Raw genomic sequence first — 21,394 nt, 5'->3', positions numbered from 1 at the left:
GGCCTGATGCCCGACCCGCCGCGGGGCTCATGTGACCCCGCAGAACGGTCGGGCTCCCGGGCTCACGTGACCCCGTAGAACTTTTCCGTCTCCTCGACCGCGGTCTGGAACCGCTCGTCGAAGTCGTCGCGAACGAGCGTCCGGACGACATAGTCCTGGACGCTCATTCCCCTTTTGGCCGCATGGTGCCGGAGCCGATCGAGCAGCTCCCCGTCTATCCGCAGGCTGAGCACGCTGGTCCCCATGCGGTCGAGGGTTGCCGTATCCGGCCGCCCCTCGGGTCACTTTCCGGAGCGGTCTCACTCGTATGAGTGATGAAATGCGTCAGTGTCCCGTTTCACGGGCATCAGGCGTGCGCACGGGTGGTCTTTAGCGAGAGTAATGAGTTACTCTAAGGAACATGCCTGACCTGACCCATGGCGACGACGTTGCCGCCGTGAACTCCCTGCGATCCGCCGTGATGCGCCTGTCACGTCGACTCAAGCACCAGCGGGTCGACGAGTCGCTGAGCCCGACCGAGATGTCGGTGCTCGGCACCCTCGCCCGCTGCGGCACGGCCACCCCGGGCGAGCTCGCCCGCAAGGAGCATGTGCAGCCGCCCTCGATGACCCGCATCGTGGCGCTCCTCGAAGCCAAGGGCCTGGTCAAGCTGGAGCCGCACCCCGAGGACCGGCGCCAGAAGGTCGTCACGCAGACCGAGCGGGCCGAGGCCATGCTCGACGAGAGCCGCCGCAAGCGGAACGCGTGGCTGGCCGGACTCGTCGAGGGCCTCGACGAGGACGACTGGGCGAAGCTCCGCGAGGCCGCCCCCGTCCTGGAGAAACTCGCGCATCTGTAACCGCGCGCACCCGCACGCCGCGCGCACCGAACCCACCCCCGTCCAAGGAGGCGAACGCCGTTGAGTACGGGACCCGGAGCAGACTCCGCCCCCGCACCTGCCGCCCACAACTCCCCGTCCGCTCCCAAGCCCCGCTCCTCGATGTTCAGCTCGCTGAAGATCAGGAACTACCGGTTGTTCTTCACCGGCCAGGTCGTCTCCAACACCGGCACCTGGATGCAGCGCATCGCCCAGGACTGGCTGGTGCTGAGCCTCACCGGCTCCTCCGCCGCCGTCGGTATCACCACGGCCCTGCAGTTCCTGCCGATGCTGCTCTTCGGCCTCTACGGCGGTGTCCTCGTGGACCGCCTCCCGAAGCGCCCCACACTGCTGGCCACCCAGACCGCCATGGGTCTCACGGGCCTCGCGCTCGCCTTCCTCACCATCTCCGGCCACGTCCAGGTCTGGCACGTCTACGTCGCCGCCTTCGCCGTCGGCCTCGCCACGGTGATCGACAACCCGGCCCGGCAGTCCTTCGTCTCCGAGATGGTCGGCCCCGAGCAGCTGCAGAACGCCGTCAGTCTCAACTCCGCCAACTTCCAGTCCGCCCGTCTCGTCGGCCCCGCCGTCGCGGGCCTGCTCATCACGAGCGTGGGCACGGGCTGGGCGTTCCTGCTCAACGGACTGTCGTTCGTCGCGCCCATCGCCGGTCTGCTCCTGATGCGCTCCCGCGAGCTGAACCAGGTCGAGCGCGCCCCGCGTGCCAAGGGCCAGCTCCGCGAGGGCCTGCGCTATGTCGCCGGCCGCCCCGACCTGATGTGGCCGATCATCCTCGTCGGCTTCATCGGCACCTTCGGCTTCAACTTCCCGGTCTGGCTCTCGGCCTACGCCGACGACGTCTTCCACGCCGGCGCCGGTGCGTACAGCCTCTTCAACACGCTGATGGCCGTGGGGTCGCTCGCGGGCGCGCTTCTCGCCGCCCGGCGTGGCACCGCCCGCGCGCGTGTGCTGGTCGCGGCCGCCGTCGCCTTCGGCGTCCTGGAGATCGTGGCCGCGCTGGCCCCGTCCTTCTGGCTGTTCGCCCTCCTCATGGTCCCCATCGGAATCGCCGGCCTGACCGTCAACGTCACGGCGAACACCGCGGTCCAGATGGGCACCGACCCGGCCATGCGCGGCCGCGTCATGGCCCTGTTCATGATGGTCTTCATGGGCGGTACGCCACTGGGGGCGCCCGTCGTCGGCTGGATCACGGACGCCTACGGTCCCCGGATCGGCTTCGCCATCGGCGGAGTCATCTCGGCCCTGGCCGCGGTCACCGTCGGCCTGGCCCTGGCCCGCGTGGGCGGCCTGCGCCTGTCGGTGGGCTGGCACCACGGCCACCCACAGGTCCGCTTCGTCCCCAGGGAACGGGCACTGGCGACCGCAGCCTGAACCCTCCGCCGGGAGCGCGTCATTCGTCCGCGGGTCCGCCGCGGCCGGTCGCGCCCACCCGGCGGAGCCGCGTATCGACGCAGCCCCGCGCCCCTTACGGGCCGCCTGGCAGGGTGACGCCATGAGACTCTTCGCCGCCGTGCTGCCCCCGGAGAACGCGACCGCCGAACTCGCCTCGGTGGTCGACGAGTTGAGGAAGCTGCCGGAACCCGGCCCGGGGCTGCGCTGGACGGGCCTGCCCGGCTGGCACTTCACGCTCGCGTTCTACGGAGAGGTCGACGACGAACTCGTACCGGATCTGTCGGTCCGGCTGGAACGCGCGGCGCGGCGGACTGAACCGTTCCCCCTGTCCCTGCGGGGCGGCGGCCGTTTCGGGGGCCGCGCGTTGTGGGCGGGCGCCGCGGGGGACGTACGTACGTTGCGGCTGCTCGCCGAGCGGGCGGGGGCGGCCGGGCGGAAGGCGGGGGTGGAGCGGGAGGAGCACCGGCGGTACCGGCCGCACCTCACGCTGGCGCGGAGCCGGGAGGAGGCGGACTTCGCTCCGTACGTGGCCGTGCTGGACGGGTTCGAGGGGCGGGGGTGGACGGTCGGCGAGCTGTGCCTGATGCGGAGCCGGCTGCCCGACTCGGGGGTGCCGGGGGAGCAGCCGCGGTATGAGGTGCACGGGCGGTGGCCCCTCGGCGCGGGGGCGTGAGGGTGGCCGGTTACGCTCGATGGCGTGGACCCGAAGACGCGTAACCGGATCATGGCCGGTGTTCTTGTGCTGATGTTCGTTGTGGTGGCGATGGCGGCCGCGGTCGGCAGGTAGCCGTCCGCCTCCGTCGGCGCGCTGTCGGCCGCGGACCCGTCGTGGCTGGTCGTGCCCACGCGCGGAGCCGCACATGTCACAGCCCCGTGCCCCTTCAGGGCGCCCCTGCCGGGGCGCCCTTTCACGTGCTGCTACCAGGCGAAGGCCTCCGGGGACGGGCCCGGGCCCGGGAAGATCTCGTCGAGGCCGGTCAGCAGGTCGTCGGTCAGTTCCAGTTCGACGGCCCTCAGGGCGGATTCCAGTTGCTCGGCGGTGCGCGGGCCGACGATCGGGCCGGTGACGCCGGGGCGGGTGAGGAGCCAGGCCAGAGCGGCCTCGCCGGGCTCGATGCCGTGCTTGTCGAGCAGGTCCTCGTACGACTGGATCTGCGCGCGGATGGCGGTGTTGGCGAGGGCGTCGGCGGCCCGGCCGCTCGCCCGGCGCCCGCCCTCGACCTCCTTCTTGATGACACCGCCGAGCAGACCGCCGTGCAGCGGGGACCACGGGATGACGCCGAGCCCGTACTCCTGCGCGGCCGGAACGACCTCCATCTCGGCGCGGCGCTCGGCGAGGTTGTAGAGGCACTGCTCACTGACGAGCCCGATGGTTCCGCCACGTTTGGCGGCGATCTCGTTGGCCTGGGCGATCTTGTAGCCGGGGAAGTTGGAGGACCCGACGTAGAGGATCTTGCCCTGCTGTACGAGCACGTCGATGGCCTGCCAGATCTCCTCGAAGGGAGTGCGGCGGTCGACGTGGTGGAACTGGTAGACGTCGATGTAGTCGGTCTGGAGCCGCTTCAGGCTCGCGTCCACCGCGCGGCGGATGTTGAGCGCGGAGAGCTTGTCGTGGTTGGGCCATGCGTCGCCGTCGGCGGCCATGTTCCCGTACACCTTGGTGGCGAGCACGACCTTGTCGCGCCGCTCGCCGCCCTTGGCGAACCAGTTGCCGATGATCTCCTCGGTACGGCCCTTGTTCTCGCCCCAGCCGTACACGTTGGCGGTGTCGAAGTAGTTGATCCCCGCGTCCAGCGCCGCGTCCATGATCGCGTGGCTGTCGGCCTCGTCGGTCTGCGGACCGAAGTTCATCGTCCCGAGCACGAGTCGGCTGACCTTGAGTCCTGTGCGTCCCAGCTGCGTGTACTTCATGACTCATAGCCAACGTCGTGGAGTGCGCTCTAGGCAACACCACTCCGGGGACACGTCCGCCCGATCACGCGCGCACGCGGGGCGGACGCCCGCCCCGCGTGCGACGAGGCTCAACTCCTAGACCTTGGAACCGGTGTTCGCCGGGTCGCTCCTGCGGACGTGCAGCACGCTGCCGTCCAGGGGCAGCGGTGCCCGGTCCACCAGGGTGAGGCCCGCGTCGGCGAACAGCCGGGCGTAGTGGTCGGCGCTCCGTTCGCGGCCGCCGACGTTGCACATCATGTGCAGATCCCAGGCCGTGGCCAGCGAGGCCGAGCCGTCGGCGGGCAGGACACGTTCGACGACGAGCAGATCGGCGGTGCCGGACATCGCACGGGCGCAGTGGCGCAGGATCTCGACGCAGCGGTCGTCGTCCCAGTCGTGCAGGACGCGGGACAGGACGTAGACGTCGCCGCCCTCCGGTACGTCCGCGAAGTCGCCCGCCCGGAAGGCGCACCGCTCCGTGTGGCCGGCCGCGCCGAGCAGGCGACGGGCGGTCTCGACGGTGTGCGGGCGCTCCAGCAGGACGCCGTGCAGGCGGGGGTGTGCGGAAAGGATTCGGCCGAGCAGTTCCCCGTTGCCGCCTGCGATGTCGACCACGGTGGCTCCTTCCGCCGCCGCGGTGAGGACCGGGTGGACGGGCAGTGGGTCGAACATCCGTGAACCGGCGGCCATCGACCGGTCGAAGAGTCCGGCGAGTTCGGGATCGCGGGCGAAGTGGTCGAAGTGGTTCTCGCCGAAGCGCCGCTCGAAGGCGACCTGTCCGGTGCGCACGGTGTGGTCGAGCCCGGCGAAGGACTCGTAGAACGGTCCCCCGTACATCAGCGCCAGCGCCCGCATCGACCCTTCGGCGTCCGCGCGCAGCAGCCCGCCGATGTCCGTGAGCCGGAAACCGTCGCGGTCCTCGCTCACCACGCCGAGCATGGCGAGGTAGCGCAGCAGGGTGGCCAGGTTCGGCGCGAGGGCACCGAGGTCCCGCGCCAGTTCCGCCACGCCGACGGCTCGTTCCTCGTCCATCGCGTCGGCCACCTCAAGCCGCGCGAACGCGGCCAGGGCCTGCGTCGTCCACGCCCCGGTCAGCAGGCGCAGCAGGGTCTCGGCGGGCTGCCGCCTGCGGTGTTCGTCGAGGTGGGCGGCGAGGACGTCACGGTGGTCGCCGGGGACGTACAGCTCCACGCGCCGGTACCCGGCCGCCTTGGCCTCGGCGGGCGCGGTGAAGTAGAACACCGTGCCGTTCTCGTGAGGGTTGTAGCCGCCGCCGTCCGGGGTCGCGCCGTACCGCCCGAAGGCCGCGCACAGGCCGCGCAGCACCAGCGGGTCCGGCGTCTCGACCTCGAAGGCGACATGCGTCTCGTGCTGTTGCTCCCGCTCGTGCGCGGCGACCGTGTCGAGGTCCGACCCCGGCGGCACGGTCAGCGCGAACACCTCGACCATGCGCCGCACCCCGTCCAGGCACTCCACCGCGGGGCGCAGAATGCCGACGTCGAGCTCCGCCGCACTCCGCTTGTGCCGTACGGCCAGACGCTCGCGCACGATGACACTCGGCCGCGGTGGCGCGTCCGCGACGAGCCCGCAGTCGGCGAGCGCGGCGTCCAGCGCCGCCTCGTCGGGCGGGAAGACGAGCAGCGCCGCGTGCGAGAAGCCGCAGCGTTCCGCCAGGGCCCGCAGCTCCGGGCCGTCGAGCCCGGGAAGCAGGAGCGGGAGCAGCGTGGCGGTGTCCTGTTCCTTGACGAAGTCGACCGTCGCGCGCAGGCGGGACGTATCGCCCGACAATGCCGTGATCATTGCGGGTGGATCCTCATTCCGGGGTTCGGATGTACGCGTACGGACGTACGCGGGTGCTGAGTTGGGAAGCAGCGACGGGATATTGGGAAGCAGCGACGGGACAGGGGCTATACGCCGACGTAGTGCTCGGCGAACCAGTCCTGCTGGCTGCGCGAGGTGCGCAGCGAGGTGAGGCGGGAGCGGCGCAGGGAGTTGTGGAACAGCGACTCGCCGTCCGCGCCGGACGGGCCGTGCAGCAGCCCGATCATCCAGTGCGAGAAGTCCTGCGCACGCCAGATGTGCGTCAGACACCGCGCCGAGTAGGCGTCGAGGCCCTTGGAGTCCCCGACGATGAGGTCGTCGATCAGGGCGCGGCCCAGGACCTCCGCCTCCAGGACCGCGAGATTGGCGCCCTTCGCGGCGGACGGGCTGATCAGACCGGCGGCGTCGCCCACGAGGAACAGCGCGCCGTGGCGCAGCGGTTCGAGTACGTCGGACTCCAGGTCGACGACGGAACGCTGTACGAGGCGTCCGCGGCGCAACGGACCGTACTCCCGCGCCCGCATCCGCAGCTCCAGCTCGTCCCAGATCCGCTCCTCGGACCAGGCGTCGGCCGGGGTGCCGCGCTCGCACTGCAGGTAGTAGCGGGTGACCTCGCTGGTGCGGGCCATGTGCCCGGCGAACCCGCGCTCGTGCACCGCGTATCCGACCGCGTCCAGACTGGGCGGCGCCTCGGCGAGCAGACCGAGCCAGGTGACGCCGTGATCGCGGTGGTGGCGGACCGTGCCGGCCGGCAGTGAACGCCGGGCCGCGCCGTGCCGCCTGTCGCAGCCGGCCACGTACCGCGCCCGCCACAGGCCGGGCCGCCCGTCCGGCTCACGCACGGTCACCTCGGGCCGCTCGCTGTCGGCGTCGCGCACGGCCACGGCCTCGGTGCCGAATCGGATCTGTCCGCCGCGGTCCAGGAACCGCGCCAGCAGGTCGGACACCAGCTCCTGTTGGGGGTAGACGGTGTGCCGCTCGCCCTGCCCGAACCCGCTGTAGTCCAGCCGGAACCGGCCGTCCTCGGTACGGAACTCGCAGGTGCTGTGGATCTGCCCGTGCCGGTGCAGCCCCTCGGCGAGACCGTGCTGATCCAGGATCCGCACGGTGTTGGCTGCCAGGAACCCGGCACGCGCCCGCGTCTGCACATGCGTGCGCTCCGCCCGCTCCAGGACGACGCAGTCGATCCCCCTGTCCACAAGGATGTTGCCGAGCACGAGCCCGGCCGGCCCGGCCCCGAGGACGACCACACCGGTCACGTGTCCGGCCGACCGCCGCCGACTCTTCCCGTCTGTCACGGAACCAGATATTAAGTAGCCTAAAACCGGTTGTCTCACCGAAATCACCTGAATGCCTGGCTTGATCGCCAAGATCACCACGCAGGGCGGATGCGGGGTGTATTGACCCGCGGCGATGCCCGCGGGCAATGCTGCGGGCGCTGCCCGTAGTGCTGTTCGCTCGCCTTCCGCGGCGCCAATACGGGTAAGCCGTTCGGGCGATCCACCACTACGGTGTCCGCCCATGAGAACCCCCGGTACGGATCCGTCACTCTGGCGCGACCGCCGGTTCGTGCTGCTGTTCTCGGCTCGTACGGTCTCGGTGCTGGGGAACGCCTTCGCGCGGGTGGCGTTGGCCTTCGCGGTGCTGGAGCTGCCGGGGGCCGGTCCCGGCCGACTGTCGTTGGTCCTGGCCTGTCAGGCGCTGCCGCAGCTGGTGTTCATCCTGGTCGGGGGTGTGATCGCGGACCGGGTGTCGCGTTCGCGGCTCATGGTGGTGTCCGACCTGCTCGGGGCGGCGGCCTACGCGGGTCTCGCCGCGATGGTGCTGACCGGGCACGCACCCCTGGCGGCGATGTGCCTGCTCGCCGTCGTGGCGGGGACGGCCACCGCGCTGTTCGCGCCGGCGATGACGGGCGTGGTCCCGCTGATCGTGCCCGCGTCGAGGCTCCAACAGGCCAACGGCGTACTGCAGATGGGGACCAACACCTCGATGCTGCTGGGCCTCGCGCTGTCGGGCGTGACCGTCGCGTTCGTCGGCGCCGGCTGGGCGCTGGCCCTCAACGCGGCCTCCTTCGCCCTCAGCGCCCTCCTCATCAGAGGGCTGCGGGTGACGGCCCGCCCGAGGAAGGTGTCCTCCGGCTGGGCCGATCTGCGGGACGGCTGGCGGGAGTTCGCCTCCCGGCAGTGGCTGTGGGCCGTGGTCGCCCAGTACGCGTTCGTCGTCGCGGCCCTCAACGCCAACGTCGGCGTGCTCGGTCCCCTGGTGGCCGAGGAGCACTTCGGCGGGGCTCGTGCCTGGTCACTGATCGTCGGCGCGCAGGCGCTGGGCACGATCGCGGGGGCGGGGTTGGCCGCCCGCGTCCGCGTGTCCCGGCCCGTACTCGTGGCGGTGCTGGCCACGTTTCCGGCAGCCGTACCGATCGCCCTGCTCGCGCTGCGCGCGCCCGTCTGGACGGTTGCCCTGGCGATGTTCTGCGCGGGCGTCTCCACGGACGTCTTCAGCGTCCTGTGGACCACGACCCTCCACCGGGAGATCCCCGAGGAGATCATCTCCCGCGTCAGCTCGTACGAATGGTTCGGCTCCCTGGCCCTCGCCCCGCTGGGCCTGCTGGCCGCGGGGCCGCTCGCTTCGGCGGTGGGCACGGCGGCCGCTCTGGCGGGGTGTTCGGCGTTGGTGGTGGGGGCTACGGCGATGGCGCTGCTGTCACCTCAGGTTCGCTCGCTGCGTGCGCCGGAGAATCACGGGGGTGGTGCGGGGGCGGGGACATCGGCCTCGCCTCGGGAGGCGCCCAGCGCGGCGGCGGAGGGATGAGGTCCCTCGGGAGGGGGTTTCTCCACGGGGCCCGTGAGATCGGGTAGTCCGCCCTCCGCCAGCCAGTTCAAGAACGATCCGCGCTTGCGTTGCCTGCTCGCGGCGCCGGGCGGGGCGAAGGTCCGGGCGACCTGGTCATCACGAGTCACGGTTGCGTCCGCCGCGCGGAGGCGTGTGGGAGGAAGGCGGACCAGGCGGTGGGGGTGACCTTGAGGGTGGGAGCGGCGGGGGTTTTGGAGTCGCGGATGTGGATGGTGGTGGGGGCGGTCTGGGCTATGGCTATCTCTACGCATTCGCCGCCCTGGCTGCCGCTGTAGCTGCTCTTGGTCCACTGCATGGCTACCTCTAGGCATTCGCCCTCGCCGCCGCTGTGGCTGCTCTTGAACCAGTTGAGGTCCGTGCTCATAGCTCCCGCGCCACCTCTTCGATCAGCTTCGCGGACTCCTCGGGAGTGAGGGCCTGTGCCCGCAGAATGCCATATTTGCCGAACAGGTCCCCTAGGTCAGGATGTTCGCTCACGAAGTAGCCGCCGCTCGGCCCTTCGATGTAGGCGAGCTGGTGACGCTTGGTTGTCTCCAGCAGGATCATGGGGCCGTTCAGTCCGGCGTGCGCCTGCCGGTCGTGGAGCATGACCTGGACCTCCACGTGGCGGAGTCGGCCGATGGCGAGGACGTGGTGCAGCTGCTCCTTCAGCGTCGCCGGGCCGCCCAACGGCCGTGTGAGCGTGCTCTGTTCGAGTACGTAGCTGACGCTCGGCGAGGGCTTGCGCTCAAAAAGCTGCTGGCGCTCCAGCCGTGCCGCCACCCGCTTCTCGATCTCGTCGTCGTCCAGAGTCGGGTAGCGATTGCAGGTGTAGACAGCCCGTGCGTACGCCTCGGTCTGGAGCGAACCGGGGATCAGATGGGTCTGGTACACGTGCAGCGCGGAAGCCTTCCTCTCCTCCGCCAGGTAGTCCTCGGTCCAGGTCCGGAGCCCGCTGTCCCCGAACTCCTTCTCCGCCAACACCAGTAGTGCACCTTGTGCACCCAGCACCTGGTCCGCGGTCTCGACCAGCTTGCCCTTGGGCGGTCGCTCGCCACGCTCCACCATGGCCACCTGCGACTTGGAATACCCGACGTGACCGCCGAGCCCTTCCTGCGTCATCCCGGCCCGTTCGCGGTGGAACCGCAACAGCACACCGAAGGACTCCGACCCGCGTTCACTGGAGTGCACAACGACCTCCCCAAGTGCACAGAGGTGCACGGACCTTGCGTAACCCTGGTCACAGTATGTGACGGCCCGTAAGCATTTGCTCCATGAACTCGGAAATCGCAGCGGGCAAGGTGCACGCCTGGATCCCCGCCTCCGGACACGGCCTCCGTCACGCCGGCATCCACTTCGACGCCGTACGCATCGCGGGCGTTCTTGCAGAACAAGTGGCGTACGAACTCATGCAGTTCACGGACTTTCAGGCGGGCCCGATCGTCCGGGAGGCGACGGGACGCCGGTACATGTACTTCCTGTTGCCCCCGCAAAGTGTCACCGGCTACCGCTGGCCCGCCGGGGCGCGCGCCCTTGGCCGGGACGCGCAGGGCTGGGCGTACGTGGGGGTGCCCGCGTTGGGTGGGCTGACCTGGCCGTTGGAGTGGCGGTCGGAGCCGACGTCCGAAGTGCCGTTCGTGGAGGTGGAGTTGCTGCGTGAAGTGGTGGGTCGCTTGATCAGTGCTGTACGGTGACCGCGACATCACACTCCGTATGTATTCGTGTACGGAGCGGTCCCCGGAGGTGCTACCAACACCGACCGAGGACCTTCACTCCTAGTGGATGGACGTCCACCAGAGATGCTTCGGCATGCTATCGCGCCGGTTCGGCGTTACACGAAAGCCTCGCACGACGTCGTACGGCACTCGCGGCTCAACAGTGACGCCAAGGTTCTGCTGCTGTACGTACAGGGGCTCCCCGAGTCCGAGGCCGCCGCCCCCAAGCCGCTCAGCGAACACGCGGCCAGGCTGGGTCTGAAGGGCCGGGCCTACCAGAAGGCCAAGCAACTCCTTGCCGACTGCGGTTACTTGCACGAGTGGCGGGAGCAAGGCGCGCGGGGCCGCTGGGTCACGGAACAACTCCTCGCCAATGTCACCCTCACGCGTGACGAGGCGTCCCGGGTCCGTGAGGGAGGGCCGGGCGCGGACGTGGATGACTACGTACCGAGTGAGCGTCCGCCGACGGTCGGTGGGCCGGGGGAGCGGACGGTCGGTGACTCTCCCCAGACAGAAGACTTGGGAGTGAAAGACCTTCCCCACCCACCACCCCAAGACCGCCGGGCCCCGGATGCCGATGAAACGCCTGTCGTCGAGGAACCCGAACCCGAATCCGAGGCGGAACCCGGGACCGCCCCCGCCCCTGCCCCCGAACTTGCCGAGGCGGAAGGGGTATTGCTGTCCCTCCGCCACACGCACCGTGACCTGCTCCTCGGCGTACGCGAGGCCCGTCTCCTCGCCGACGCGGCAGCGGAGTGGCTGCGGCGGGGCGTCTCGGCGCCGGACCTCCGCCGCGCCCTGACTACCGGCCTCCCGACGGACGGCATCCGCTCGGCGGTCGGATTTCTACGCCACCGCCTGATCCAGAAGCTACCGGCGGCGAGGCGTCAGGTGACTCCCACCCCACCGCCCGAGCAGGCCGCGCCCCCGGCCCGGCGGGGCCTGGTGACCTGCCCCGGTCCCGGCACCGAACACGTCTTCCGCCCCCGCAACGACGAAACCCACTGCCTCCGCTGCCGCACGGCAGCCGCGTTCGAGGCGACACTCCAGCTCCAGCCGCTCTCCGAGCAGTGGCGGACGCGCGTACAGGAGTGTGCTGCCCCTGCGTAGCGCGTCCGGCTGTACCGGGCCTGTGGATCCGCGTACCGCAGGCCGGTGTCGAGGGCATGCTGAAAGCGAGGCGGCATCGCGCGACTGAAGGGGGCGGTCTCCTGACGGTCGACGAGTCGTGGGAGAAGGTCGAGCGGTGGCTGGCTCGGTATGCGCCTGAGGATCAACTGCCGGGGCCGGCCGGGCGGGACGACATCGCGCGACTGTCGGACCAGGCCGGCATCCGCCTTCCGCCGGACGTCGAACAGTCGTTGCTGCGACACAACGGCTCGGGGCTCGTCACGGTCGTCCCGCCCGGCTTCGTTCTGTACGGCGCCGAGGAGATCGCGCGTTCCTACACCGAGTGGCACGTCCTCAAGAGCGACGAGCCCGTGTACGTGCCCATCGGCAGCCTCGGCCCGTTGGAGATGACGGTCGACACGAGGACGGGATGTATCGGGAGCTACGACCCCGTGCAGGGGTACGTCCGGGACGACGATCCGCTCGGGGCGTCGTTCTCGGCTCTGCTGGCATTCGTGGCAGACGCCCTGGATTCCTCCCCGCCGTGGATCGCGATGCTGCCGGGCGAGGAAGAGTGGGAGGCGACGTATGAGGACGCCGATTTCCCCGGCACCCTCTCATGGACGGATGAACCCGATGGACCTGCCGACTGGGACATGAGCAGTCTCAACCGCCAGTTCGGGTTCATCGACGACGGTGACGGTTCCTGACGCACCGGCGGAGCTGTTCCGGTAGCTCATCCGGCCGGTCATTCCGGCAGGTCGCTGTCCCCGCCCAGATTCGCTATCACCCGGCGCAGGACGTCGAGCGCGGCCACGTACTCCTCCTCGGTGATCCCGGCGTGCGTCTGCTCGTGGGCCCGGAGGTTGCGCTCCTTGGCGCGGACGCGGCCGGCTTCTCCCGCCTCGGTGAGAGTGAGGGTGGCGGTGTCTGTGGCGTCCTCCGTCGTCCAGCCGCGGTTCGCCAGGTCGTCGAAGACCTCGGTGAAGTCGGTGCCCTGGTCGTCGTAGCGGGTGAGCTTGGCGGCGAGTTCGGAGCGGGTCCAGCGGGCCGGGGACGCGGCGACGTGGTTGAGGATCCACCAGTGGGGCTGGGTGAGCGACTCCGTCGCCAGCTCCTTGCGGATCCGGCCCACCACCTCGCGGTAGGCGGCGCCCGTCCAGTAGCCGATGGGCTGGGCGGCGAGCTGCTGACGGGGGTACGGGGTGAGCTGCTGTGTGGTCATGAGCCGACCGTAGGAGCTCAAGTTTGGTTGAGGTCAAGAGGGCCGAGGACGAGGCGGAGTGGCAGTTCCTGGGGAACTCGTCCGTCTTGAGGGTGAGGCCGAGGACCGTGCCTGTCATGTCGACGTCCGCGCCGTAGGCCACAGAGAGTCTGCTGACGTACTCCCCGTCCTTGGGCTGAGTGTAGAGGTGGCACTTGCCCTGGTACGGGTCGGCGATGAGGTAGGCGGGGATCTCGGCGAGGGCGTACGCGGTCTTCTTGGGGCCGTAGTCGTTCTTGGCCCTGTGCGGGTCGACGACTTCCGCGACGAACTCGACGTCCTGGTGGCGCCAACGGCCCTCGGCATCCGCTTCGGAACCATCCCGCAGCTTTGCCACGTCCGGGGCGAAGCCGTTCAGGTGGCCGGGAAAGTCGATGCGTACGTCCGAGAAGACCCGCACGTCGTTGCCGAACCCGGCATTGAGTGCTTCGAGGATGGCGAGAGTGGTCTCTCAGTGGATGTCGAGATGTGGCGCGATGCAGATCGCTCCCTCGACGATCTCGCCCTTGTAACCCTCGGGAACGGGCACCTGGTCGAACAGCTTGTCCAGGGTCCGGGCGTTGACGTCGGACATCGTGGGGCTCCTCCCCGGCTGCCCCCCGACGGGTGCGGCCACGCAGCCCAACGACACGCACGGTGACCAGGCCACGCCCCGATCCGGTCAGGCCCTTTCAGCCTCGTACGGACCGCCCACATCCCACGCCTGATGCATCGCCTCGGCGAAGGCCGCCGCCAGTTTGTGTTCGCCGGAGGCGTTGGGGTGGGTGCCGTCGTACGTGTCGTGGGTGATGTCGTACGAGGGCGGGACCGAGGCCAGGAGGAGGGGGGACGCGGGCTCGTCCAGGTCCGCGACCGTCTTCGCGAGGAGCTCGTTGAAGAGGCCGACCTCGCGGGCGAAGGGCGCGTCCGTCTCCGCCCTCGTGTTCGGGATCACCGGGAGGAGGACCATCGCCACGCGGGGGTTCGCCGAGCGGGCCTCGGCGATGAAGGCGCGGGCGTTCTCCGCCGTCTGGGCCGCGTTCGTGTAGAAGCCCAGGTCGATCAGGCCGAGGGAGACGAGGAGCACGTCCGCGCGTGACTTGCGGACCGCGTCCGCGATCAGCGGGGTCAGGTGGTGCCAGCCCTCGCCCCACCCCGCCAGATGGGCGAGTGGAAAGTCCCGGTCGGCGTACTCGTACGAGTCGGCGGTCTCCGTGGCCTTGTCGTAGAGCGTCTCGCGCGGGCCGACGATCTTGAAGGGGCCGCCGTACGTCGCGCGCAGGTGCTGCCACATCCGGTAACGCCAGGTGTGTTCACCCGCGCTTCCGATGGTCATGGAATCGCCGACGGGCATGAACCTGAGCATCCGCTCATCATGGACGATCAGCGTGAGAGGCAGGGTGTGAGGCTGGACACGCCCGCTGAACCGGCGGCGGGGATGGCAGTCTTGGGGCATGCGTCGCTCGCTTGCGTTCCTTTTCGGGGCCCTCCTCGCCGGGGTGCTCGTCGCGCCCGCCGTTGCCGCCGACAGCGCCGGTTCGGAGGGGGCGGACGGGTTCACGATCAAGGATCCCCGGATCACCGAGTCCAGCGGGCTCGTCGCCTCCCGCGCCCACCCCGGCGTCTACTGGACCCACAACGACAGCGACGACGGGGCCTTCCTCTACGCCGTCGACAGCAAGACCGGCGAGACCGTCGCCACGGTCACGATGACGGGCGTCGGCCGGCCCCGGGACGTGGAGGCCATCTCCATGGGCCCGAACGGCCATCTCTACGTCGGCGACGTCGGCGACAACCTCGGCGGCACCTGGGACCACGTCTGGATCTACGAGCTGCCCGAGCCCAAGCAGCTCAAGAACCAGACCGTCCGCGCCACGCAGTACGACGTGAAGTACGCCGACGGGGCACGGGACGCCGAGGCGCTGATGGTCCACCCGAAGACCGGGCGCGTCTACATCGTCTCGAAGAACGAGGACGGGGGAGGGCTGTACGAGGGACCCGCCGAGCTCACCCCCTCCGGCACCAACACCTTCAAGCGCATCGGCGCCATCGACCTCTGGGTCACCGACGGCGCCTTCTCCCCCGACGGCAAGCAGCTCGCCGTACGCGGCTACTTCGGCGGCCTCGCGTACAAGTGGAACGGCGGGAAGGTGAAGAAGGAGGGGCGGCTGAGCGTGCCGCTCCAGGGGCAGGGCGAGTCGATGGCGTACACCCCCGACGGATCCACGCTGCTGTACGGGAGCGAGGGCTCGGGCAGCTCGGTGGAGCCGGGGAACGTGCCGGGCGGGGGTGGCGGAGACGGTAAGTCGCCTTCCGGGGAAGGCGGTTCGGCCGACGGGGGCGGGGGTGGTGACGGGATGAACGCCGATATCAAGATGGGGGCTGTTGCACTGGTGGTCGCCCTGGCCGTCATCTACGGGCTCAAGCGACTGCTGCGGCGCGACTGATCGCGCCGCTGGAGGGGTCGTTCGACGGCTGAGGGTCCGACGTGGCCGGTCGCGCAGTTCCTCGCGCCCCTAGCGGGCGCCCCTAGCGGGCGCCCCTGCGCTCGACCAGTGCCTCCAGGCCGTCCAGGATGCGCTGCAGGCCGAAGTCGAAGTGGTCGAAGTCGGAGCCGAAGGCGTCCTCGGCGAGTGAGGCCATGACGGGGTAGCGGCCGCCGGTCATGACCTGCTCCAGGATCGGGGCCTGGGCGGCCCAGAACTCCGCGTCCGTCAGACCCGTCCTGCGCTCCGCCTCCCGCGTGTACAGCTGGGAGCGGGCGGCCCCGATGACGTACGAGTCGATCATGATGACCGCCGAGACCAGTTCCGGGTCGCTCAGCCCCATGGGCTTGATGCGGGAGATCACCTTCTCCATGCCGTCGATGGCGCTGGGGCCGAGGACCGGGCGGGACTGGTTGACCTGCAGCAGCCAGGGGTGGCGCTGGTAGAGGGCGAGGCTTTCGCGGCCGAGCACCTCCAGGGCCGAGCGCCAGTTGCCGCCGAAGACCGACGTGTCGTCGCCCGTGCGCTGGACGCGGTCGAGCATCAGGTCGAGCAGCTCGCCCTTGCCGGGGACGTACCGGTAGAGGGACATCGTGCCGGTGCCGAGCTCCGTGGAGAGCCGGCGCATCGAGACGGCCTCCAGCCCTTCCGTGTCCGCGATCCGGACCGCCGCTTCCACGATCCGGTCGAGCGTGAGGGCCGGCTTGGGCCCGCGGCTGGGCCTGGGGCCCGTGTCCCACAGCAGGTGGAGGGTGCGGACGATGTCTCCGCTCCCGCTGGTCTCCGTGCCGCCCGAGCCGCTTGTCATGGATCTCAGAATAATCCCTTGGGCCAAAACTGGGTACGGTGTACTCTTAATGGGGTACGGCGTACTCAGTTTAGGGAATTGGGGGAGTGCTGTGAGCGGTTACGCGGTGCGGGCCGAGGGGCTCGAGAAGAGGTACGGGGAGAAGCGTGCCCTCGACGGCTTCGACCTGGCCGTGCGGGAGGGCACGGTGCACGGCCTGCTCGGGCCGAACGGCGCGGGCAAGACGACCGCCGTCCGCATCCTCTCCACGCTGGTGAAGCTGGACGGGGGAAGTGCCCGGGTGGCGGGGCTGGACGTTGCCCGGCAGCCACGGGAGGTGCGGGCCCGGATCGGGCTCACCGGTCAGTACGCCGCGGTGGACGAGGTGCTCACCGGCCGGCAGAACCTGGAGATGTTCGGCCGGCTGTTCCACCTGGGCGGGCGCCGGGCGCGGCTGCGGGCGGGCGAGCTGCTGGAGCAGTTCGACCTGACCGACGCCGCGGACAAGGGAGTCGGGAAGTACAGCGGCGGCATGCGGCGGCGCCTCGACCTCGCCGCGTCGATGATCCTCACCCCGCACGTGCTGTTCCTGGACGAGCCGACGACCGGCCTCGACCCGCGCGGCCGGGGTGAAGTCTGGGACTCCGTACGGGCGTTGGTCACCGGCGGCACCACCGTGCTGCTGACCACGCAGTATCTGGAGGAGGCCGACAAGCTCGCCTCGCACATCACCGTGATCGACCAGGGGCGGTCCATCGCCGACGACACCCCGGACGGGCTGAAGAGCACGGTGGGCGGCGACCGGATCGAGGTCGTCGTCGCCGAGCGGGCCGACATCGCGCGGGCGGTGAAGGTCGTCGCCCGGGTCTCGGACGGCGAACCGGAGTCGGACGAGACCGAGTTGAGGGTCCACGCACCCGTGACCGACCGGGTCGCCGCCCTCACCGAGGTGGCCCGCACCCTCCAGGACGAGGGCGTGCGCGTGGAGGACATCGGCCTGCGCAGGCCGAGCCTCGACGACGTGTTCCTGCGCCTGACCGGCCACCGCACGGACGCGTCGAACGAGACGGACGCGTCGAACGAGACTGATGCGTCGAGTGAGACTGATGCGTCGAACGAGAAGGCCGTGTCGAACGAGAAGGAGGCGGCGGCGTGACCACCCTCGACCCGACCGCACAGGTCACCCCCGGCCCGGCCGCGCAGAGCGACCACGGGCGCGCGTACTGGGTGCTCGCCGACTGCTGGAACGTCGTCCGGCGCGGGCTCACCCACTATCAGCGCCAACCGATCAACATCGCCTGGCAGTTGGGCTTCCCGATCCTGTCCGTGCTGCTGTACGGGTACGTGTTCGGCAGCGCGATGAAGGTGCCCGGCGGCGGTGACTATCGGGACTTCCTGATGCCGGGCATGTTCGTGATGACGATGGCCTTCGGGTTCATCAACACCGCGACGCTCGTCGTGTACGACTCCACCAAGGGCGTCATCGACCGGTTCCGCTCCATGCCGATGGCGCCGTCCGCCGTCGTCGCCGGGCGCGGGGTCACCGATCTCATCGTCGCCTGCGCGGAGTTGACGATCCTGATGCTCACCGCGGTCGCCATGGGCTGGCGGCCCGACGGCGGCTTCGGTTTCCTGGGCGCCTTCGCGCTGTTGCTGTGGCTGCGGTTCTCGCTGATCTGGCTCGGGGTGTGGCTCGGTCTGCTCGTGCCCAACCCGGAGGCGGCGGGCGGTCTGTTCGCGGTCGCGTTCCCGCTGACGATGATCTCCAGCATCTTCGTCGCCCCGCAGCTGATGCCGGACTGGCTCGGCCATGTGGCGGCCTGGAACCCGATCTCGTCGACGGCTGCGGCCACCCGTGAACTGTTCGGCACGCCGGTGGGCAGCGGCGACTCGTGGGTCGAGCAGCACGCGCTGCTGATGTCGGCCGTCTGGCCGCTGGTCCTCACGCTGATCTTCGTTCCGCTGGCGGTGCGGAGGTTCCAGAAGCTCAGCAAGTAGTAGTCGGTCGCGCTTGTGCGGCTACGGGGGACGTGCGGTGTTCGGGGCTTCAAGTGTCCCGAATACCGCACGACTTCTTGACGTGTCCACGCGGGATCTCTTCCATGGGGGTGCGTGGTGCGGTGGGAGCGCTCCCATCCGTTCCGGGGCCGCGCCTCCCGAGAGGAAGCAGCGACATGTTCCGCAGCTTGCGAAGAGCGCTGTGTGCTGCCGCCGCGGCGCTCCTGCTACCGCTGGCCGGTGTGCAGACGGCCGCCCACGCCGACCCGGCGGCCGCCGTGGACCGGGCGGCCGCGGCGGCCGCCCCCGGAGCCGGTTACTGGCACACCAGCGGCCGCCAGATCCTGAACGCGGCCGGTCAGCCCGTACGGATAGCCGGCATCAACTGGTTCGGCTTCGAGACCGCCAACTACACCCCCCACGGCCTCTGGGCGCGCGACTACAAGAGCATGATCGACCAGATGAAGTCGCTGGGCTACAACACCATCCGGCTGCCCTACAGCGACGACCTCTTCAAGAGCGGCACCGTACCCAACAGCATCGACTTCTCCGGCGGCAAGAACGCCGACCTCCAGGGCCTCGGCTCCCTCCAGATCATGGACAGGATCGTGGCGTACGCGGGTCAGGGCGGCCTCAAGGTCGTACTGGACCGGCATCGTCCGGACGCGGCCGGCCAGTCGCCGCTCTGGTACACCTCCGCGGTGCCGGAGTCGACGTGGATCGCCAACCTCAAGGCGCTGGCGACCCGTTACCAGGGCAACTCCACGGTGATCGGCATCGACCTCCACAACGAGCCGCACGATCCCGCCTGTTGGGGCTGCGGCGACACGACGAGGGACTGGCGCCTGGCCGCCCAGCGCGCCGGCAACGCGATCCTGTCCGTCAACCCCGAGCTGCTGGTCTTCGTGGAGGGCGTGCAGACGTTCAACGGAGTGTCGGGCTGGTGGGGCGGCAACCTGATGGGGGTCGCCCAGTACCCCGTCCAGCTGGACGTCCCGAACCGGGTCGTCTACTCGGCCCACGACTACGCCACGAGCGTGGCCCAGCAGAGCTGGTTCAGCGACCCGTCCTTCCCCGCCAACATGCCCGGCATCTGGGACAAGTACTGGGGCTACATCTTCAAGCAGAACATCGCGCCGGTGTGGGTGGGCGAGTTCGGTACGACGCTCCAGTCGACGATCGACCAGAAGTGGCTCGCCGCGCTGGTGAGTTACCTCCGGCCCACCAGCACGTACGGCGCCGACAGCATCTCCTGGACCTTCTGGTCCTGGAACCCCAACTCCGGTGACACGGGCGGGATCCTGAAGGACGACTGGACGACCGTGGACACGGTGAAGGACGGATACCTGGCGAGCGTGAAGGCACCGGGCTTTCCGAGCGGCGGGGGTGGTCCGGGTGACCCCGGCGACCCCGGTGATCCCGGAGGCGGGGCGGCCTGCACCGCCGCCTACACCGTCGGCAGCGACTGGGGCGGCGGCTTCAACGCCGACGTGAAGGTGACCAATTCGGGCACCACGGCGCTCAAGTCCTGGAAGGTCACGTGGACCTGGCCCGGCGCCCAGAAGGTCACCAGCATGTGGAACGCCTCGTACACGCAGAGCGGTTCGACAGTGGTCGCGTCGAACGCCGACCACAACGGGGCGGTCGCGGTGGGCGCTTCGGCGAGCTTCGGATTCGGAGGCGCGCCGGGCGGCGGCGGAGCACCGGCGGTGAGCTGCACGGCGACATGAGACAGGCGCCATGACACGGACAGGGGCGCCCGGCACGGTTGTCGTGCCGGGCGCCCCGGTTGCCGTACGAACGACGGTTACAACTGCTCGACAGTGACGGTCACAGCTTCTCGATCACGTAGTCGATGCACTTCGTGAGGGCCTCGATGTCCGCCGGGTCGATCGCGGGGAACATGGCGACACGGAGCTGGTTGCGGCCGAGCTTGCGGTAGGGCTCGGTGTCGACGATGCCGTTGGCGCGCAGGACCTTGGCGACGGCGGCCGCGTCGACGTCGTCGGTGAAGTCGATCGTGCCGATGACCTGCGAGCGCTTGGCCGGGTCGGTGACGAACGGGTTCGCGTACTTGACGTCCTCGGCCCAGCCGTACAGCGTGCGCGAGGAGGTCGCCGTGCGGCGGACCGACCAGTCGAGGCCGCCCTGGCCGTTGATCCACTCCAGCTGGTCGTTCAGCAGGAAGAGGGTGGCGAGGGCCGGGGTGTTGTACGTCTGGTTCTTGCGGGAGTTGTCGATCGCCGTGGGCAGGCTGAAGAACTCCGGGACGTGGCGGCCGCTCGCGTGGACGCGCTCGGCGCGCTCGATGGCGGCCGGGGAGAAGATCCCGATCCACAGGCCGCCGTCCGCGGCGAAGGACTTCTGCGGGGCGAAGTAGTAGACGTCGGTCTCGGCGATGTCGACGGGCAGCCCGCCCGCACCGCTCGTCGCGTCCACGAGGACGAGGGCGCCCTCGTCGGCGTTCGCGACGCGCTTGACCGGGGCGGCGACGCCGGTGGAGGTCTCGTTGTGGGTGAGGGCGTAGACGTCCACGCCCGACTGGGCGACCGGCTCCGGGTGCGTGCCCGGCTCGGAGGTGATGACGTCCGGGTCGGCGAGCCAGGGGGCGAGCTTGGCGGCCTTCGCGAACTTCGAGCTGAACTCACCGAAGGTGAGGTGCTGCGACTTGTTCTCGATCAGGCCGTGCGTCGCGACGTCCCAGAACGCGGTGGAGCCGCCGTTGCCGAGGACCACCTCGTAGCCCTCGGGAAGCTGGAAGAGGTCGCGCACTCCCTCGCGGACCTTCCCCACGAGGTTCTTCACCGGGGCCTGGCGGTGGGACGTGCCCATCAGGGACGTGCCGGTCGCGGCGAGCGCGGTGAGCGACTCCGTACGCACCTTGGAGGGGCCCGCGCCGAAACGGCCGTCGGCGGGCTTGAGGTCAGCGGGGATCTGGATATCAGCCACGACGGGAGCGTAGCCGTTTCCGGAAACGTGGGTGAAACGTCGTCCGTCGGCTGAGACGCACTTCGGGGGTGCCGCCGGGTTTCCTTCGCCCCCGCCGCCCTTACCCTTCCCGTCCCTGGGGGCTGCGCCCCCAGACCCCCCTTGTCGGCCTGAACGGCCTCGTCCTCAAACGCCGGACGGGCTGAAATGTCGGCCCGGGCCGCAATGTATTCAGCCTCTCCGGCGTTTGAGGAGCGGGGGTTCGGGGGCGGA

21 protein-coding genes and 1 pseudogene are annotated in these 21,394 nt (G+C 69.9%); 11 read left to right on the top strand and 11 right to left on the bottom strand.

Going from position 1 to position 21,394, the window contains the following annotated elements; all coding sequences use genetic code 11:
• Positions 1–62: 62 nt before the first annotated feature.
• Entirely contained in the window at positions 63–245 is a 183-nt protein-coding gene (locus OG718_RS25655) for a hypothetical protein (RefSeq protein ID WP_055616674.1), read from the bottom strand.
• Between the two features lie 155 nt (positions 246–400).
• On the opposite strand from OG718_RS25655, the gene OG718_RS25650 reads away from it, so the two are divergent.
• The 3 genes from OG718_RS25650 to thpR all read left to right on the top strand — a co-directional run bounded on the left by OG718_RS25650 (position 401) and on the right by thpR (position 2,942).
• Positions 401–838, top strand: coding sequence for a MarR family winged helix-turn-helix transcriptional regulator (locus OG718_RS25650; protein ID WP_143639706.1), 438 nt, complete (start codon positions 401–403; stop codon positions 836–838).
• A 60-nt stretch (positions 839–898) separates the two neighbouring features.
• Positions 899–2,248, top strand: coding sequence for an MFS transporter (locus tag OG718_RS25645; protein WP_306938692.1), 1,350 nt, complete (start codon positions 899–901; stop codon positions 2,246–2,248).
• 121 nt (positions 2,249–2,369) lie between these two features.
• Entirely contained in the window at positions 2,370–2,942 is a 573-nt protein-coding gene (gene thpR, locus OG718_RS25640; RefSeq protein WP_143639708.1) for an RNA 2',3'-cyclic phosphodiesterase, read from the top strand.
• Between the two features lie 245 nt (positions 2,943–3,187).
• Here the strand turns inward: thpR and OG718_RS25635 are convergent, their stop codons facing one another.
• From OG718_RS25635 to OG718_RS25625, 3 genes are all read right to left on the bottom strand, one after another.
• Positions 3,188–4,180 carry an aldo/keto reductase gene (locus OG718_RS25635; protein WP_143639710.1) on the bottom strand — a complete coding sequence of 331 codons (993 nt, stop codon included), beginning with the start codon at positions 4,178–4,180 and terminating at the stop codon, positions 3,188–3,190.
• A 117-nt stretch (positions 4,181–4,297) separates the two neighbouring features.
• Positions 4,298–6,001 (bottom strand): methyltransferase, encoded by a 1,704-nt coding sequence (locus tag OG718_RS25630; RefSeq protein ID WP_328845271.1) that lies wholly within the window; start codon positions 5,999–6,001, stop codon positions 4,298–4,300.
• A gap of 107 nt (positions 6,002–6,108) precedes the next feature.
• Positions 6,109–7,272, bottom strand: a complete 1,164-nt coding sequence (locus OG718_RS25625; protein WP_328847830.1) for a 4-hydroxybenzoate 3-monooxygenase — start codon at positions 7,270–7,272, stop codon at positions 6,109–6,111.
• 271 nt (positions 7,273–7,543) lie between these two features.
• Between OG718_RS25625 and OG718_RS25620 the strand changes: the two genes are divergently transcribed.
• Positions 7,544–8,833, top strand: a complete 1,290-nt coding sequence (locus tag OG718_RS25620) for an MFS transporter (protein WP_328845270.1) — start codon at positions 7,544–7,546, stop codon at positions 8,831–8,833.
• 145 nt (positions 8,834–8,978) lie between these two features.
• Here the strand turns inward: OG718_RS25620 and OG718_RS25615 are convergent, their stop codons facing one another.
• Together OG718_RS25615 and OG718_RS25610 are read right to left on the bottom strand one after the other, a co-directional pair.
• A complete protein-coding gene (locus OG718_RS25615) occupies positions 8,979–9,239 on the bottom strand; it encodes a DUF397 domain-containing protein (RefSeq protein ID WP_328845269.1) in 261 nt (86 codons plus the stop codon).
• A complete protein-coding gene (locus tag OG718_RS25610; protein ID WP_328845268.1) occupies positions 9,236–10,045 on the bottom strand; it encodes a helix-turn-helix domain-containing protein in 810 nt (269 codons plus the stop codon). The genes OG718_RS25615 and OG718_RS25610 overlap by 4 nt, the downstream gene beginning before the upstream one ends.
• Positions 10,046–10,128: 83 nt before the next feature.
• On the opposite strand from OG718_RS25610, the gene OG718_RS25605 reads away from it, so the two are divergent.
• From OG718_RS25605 to OG718_RS25595, 3 genes are all read left to right on the top strand, one after another.
• The gene (locus OG718_RS25605; RefSeq protein WP_260695351.1) at positions 10,129–10,548 is read left to right on the top strand and encodes a hypothetical protein; all 420 of its coding nucleotides are present in this window, start codon (positions 10,129–10,131) and stop codon (positions 10,546–10,548) included.
• A 105-nt stretch (positions 10,549–10,653) separates the two neighbouring features.
• The gene (locus OG718_RS25600; RefSeq protein ID WP_328845267.1) at positions 10,654–11,679 is read left to right on the top strand and encodes a hypothetical protein; all 1,026 of its coding nucleotides are present in this window, start codon (positions 10,654–10,656) and stop codon (positions 11,677–11,679) included.
• Between the two features lie 56 nt (positions 11,680–11,735).
• Positions 11,736–12,389, top strand: coding sequence for a hypothetical protein (locus tag OG718_RS25595; RefSeq protein ID WP_328845266.1), 654 nt, complete (start codon positions 11,736–11,738; stop codon positions 12,387–12,389).
• Positions 12,390–12,427: 38 nt separating this feature from the next.
• Here the strand turns inward: OG718_RS25595 and OG718_RS25590 are convergent, their stop codons facing one another.
• The 3 genes and pseudogenes from OG718_RS25590 to OG718_RS25580 all read right to left on the bottom strand — a co-directional run bounded on the left by OG718_RS25590 (position 12,428) and on the right by OG718_RS25580 (position 14,288).
• Positions 12,428–12,904, bottom strand: coding sequence for a MarR family transcriptional regulator (locus OG718_RS25590; RefSeq protein ID WP_328845265.1), 477 nt, complete (start codon positions 12,902–12,904; stop codon positions 12,428–12,430).
• A gap of 64 nt (positions 12,905–12,968) precedes the next feature.
• Positions 12,969–13,517: pseudogene (locus OG718_RS25585) on the bottom strand (Uma2 family endonuclease); the annotation flags it as partial.
• Positions 13,518–13,604: 87 nt separating this feature from the next.
• The gene (locus tag OG718_RS25580) at positions 13,605–14,288 is read right to left on the bottom strand and encodes an SGNH/GDSL hydrolase family protein (protein WP_328845264.1); all 684 of its coding nucleotides are present in this window, start codon (positions 14,286–14,288) and stop codon (positions 13,605–13,607) included.
• An 88-nt stretch (positions 14,289–14,376) separates the two neighbouring features.
• Between OG718_RS25580 and OG718_RS25575 the strand changes: the two genes are divergently transcribed.
• Positions 14,377–15,369: a WD40 repeat domain-containing protein gene (locus OG718_RS25575; protein ID WP_328845263.1), complete on the top strand. Its 993-nt coding sequence runs from the start codon at positions 14,377–14,379 to the stop codon at positions 15,367–15,369.
• 82 nt (positions 15,370–15,451) lie between these two features.
• Here the strand turns inward: OG718_RS25575 and OG718_RS25570 are convergent, their stop codons facing one another.
• The gene (locus OG718_RS25570; protein WP_306938680.1) at positions 15,452–16,216 is read right to left on the bottom strand and encodes a TetR/AcrR family transcriptional regulator; all 765 of its coding nucleotides are present in this window, start codon (positions 16,214–16,216) and stop codon (positions 15,452–15,454) included.
• 49 nt (positions 16,217–16,265) lie between these two features.
• Here OG718_RS25570 and OG718_RS25565 point away from each other — a divergent pair, with 49 nt between their 5' ends.
• The 3 genes from OG718_RS25565 to OG718_RS25555 all read left to right on the top strand — a co-directional run bounded on the left by OG718_RS25565 (position 16,266) and on the right by OG718_RS25555 (position 19,923).
• Positions 16,266–17,351 (top strand): ATP-binding cassette domain-containing protein, encoded by a 1,086-nt coding sequence (locus OG718_RS25565; protein WP_373466203.1) that lies wholly within the window; start codon positions 16,266–16,268, stop codon positions 17,349–17,351.
• Positions 17,348–18,193: an ABC transporter permease gene (locus tag OG718_RS25560; protein WP_143639729.1), complete on the top strand. Its 846-nt coding sequence runs from the start codon at positions 17,348–17,350 to the stop codon at positions 18,191–18,193. Before OG718_RS25565 ends, OG718_RS25560 begins: the two co-directional genes overlap by 4 nt.
• Before the next feature lie 176 nt (positions 18,194–18,369).
• On the top strand, positions 18,370–19,923 hold the full coding sequence (locus tag OG718_RS25555; protein ID WP_328845262.1) for a cellulase family glycosylhydrolase: 1,554 nt from the start codon (positions 18,370–18,372) through the stop codon (positions 19,921–19,923).
• A gap of 100 nt (positions 19,924–20,023) precedes the next feature.
• Here OG718_RS25555 and serC read toward each other — a convergent pair whose 3' ends face one another.
• The gene (serC, locus tag OG718_RS25550; RefSeq protein ID WP_143639734.1) at positions 20,024–21,142 is read right to left on the bottom strand and encodes a phosphoserine transaminase; all 1,119 of its coding nucleotides are present in this window, start codon (positions 21,140–21,142) and stop codon (positions 20,024–20,026) included.
• Positions 21,143–21,394: the final 252 nt, after the last annotated feature.

It is taken from the genome of Streptomyces sp. NBC_00258 (genome assembly GCF_036182465.1).
Taxonomy (GTDB): Bacteria; Actinomycetota; Actinomycetes; order Streptomycetales; family Streptomycetaceae; genus Streptomyces.
This window is presented reverse-complemented; position numbering and strand designations above follow the sequence as displayed.

What these genes read in the sequence shown, in the direction of transcription:
- OG718_RS25655 (WP_055616674.1), bottom strand. Translation starts at nt 245, where the DNA reads ATGGGGACCAGCGTGCTCAGCCTGCGGATAGACGGGGAGCTGCTCGAT.
- OG718_RS25650 (WP_143639706.1), top strand. Translation starts at nt 401, where the DNA reads ATGCCTGACCTGACCCATGGCGACGACGTTGCCGCCGTGAACTCCCTG.
- thpR (WP_143639708.1), top strand. Translation starts at nt 2,370, where the DNA reads ATGAGACTCTTCGCCGCCGTGCTGCCCCCGGAGAACGCGACCGCCGAA.
- OG718_RS25635 (WP_143639710.1), bottom strand. Translation starts at nt 4,180, where the DNA reads ATGAAGTACACGCAGCTGGGACGCACAGGACTCAAGGTCAGCCGACTC.
- OG718_RS25630 (WP_328845271.1), bottom strand. Translation starts at nt 6,001, where the DNA reads ATGATCACGGCATTGTCGGGCGATACGTCCCGCCTGCGCGCGACGGTC.
- OG718_RS25620 (WP_328845270.1), top strand. Translation starts at nt 7,544, where the DNA reads ATGAGAACCCCCGGTACGGATCCGTCACTCTGGCGCGACCGCCGGTTC.
- OG718_RS25615 (WP_328845269.1), bottom strand. Translation starts at nt 9,239, where the DNA reads ATGAGCACGGACCTCAACTGGTTCAAGAGCAGCCACAGCGGCGGCGAG.
- OG718_RS25605 (WP_260695351.1), top strand. Translation starts at nt 10,129, where the DNA reads ATGAACTCGGAAATCGCAGCGGGCAAGGTGCACGCCTGGATCCCCGCC.
- OG718_RS25600 (WP_328845267.1), top strand. Translation starts at nt 10,654, where the DNA reads ATGCTTCGGCATGCTATCGCGCCGGTTCGGCGTTACACGAAAGCCTCG.
- OG718_RS25595 (WP_328845266.1), top strand. Translation starts at nt 11,736, where the DNA reads ATGCTGAAAGCGAGGCGGCATCGCGCGACTGAAGGGGGCGGTCTCCTG.
- OG718_RS25590 (WP_328845265.1), bottom strand. Translation starts at nt 12,904, where the DNA reads ATGACCACACAGCAGCTCACCCCGTACCCCCGTCAGCAGCTCGCCGCC.
- OG718_RS25580 (WP_328845264.1), bottom strand. Translation starts at nt 14,288, where the DNA reads ATGCTCAGGTTCATGCCCGTCGGCGATTCCATGACCATCGGAAGCGCG.
- OG718_RS25575 (WP_328845263.1), top strand. Translation starts at nt 14,377, where the DNA reads ATGCGTCGCTCGCTTGCGTTCCTTTTCGGGGCCCTCCTCGCCGGGGTG.
- OG718_RS25570 (WP_306938680.1), bottom strand. Translation starts at nt 16,216, where the DNA reads ATGACAAGCGGCTCGGGCGGCACGGAGACCAGCGGGAGCGGAGACATC.
- OG718_RS25565 (WP_373466203.1), top strand. Translation starts at nt 16,266, where the DNA reads ATGGGGTACGGCGTACTCAGTTTAGGGAATTGGGGGAGTGCTGTGAGC.
- OG718_RS25555 (WP_328845262.1), top strand. Translation starts at nt 18,370, where the DNA reads ATGTTCCGCAGCTTGCGAAGAGCGCTGTGTGCTGCCGCCGCGGCGCTC.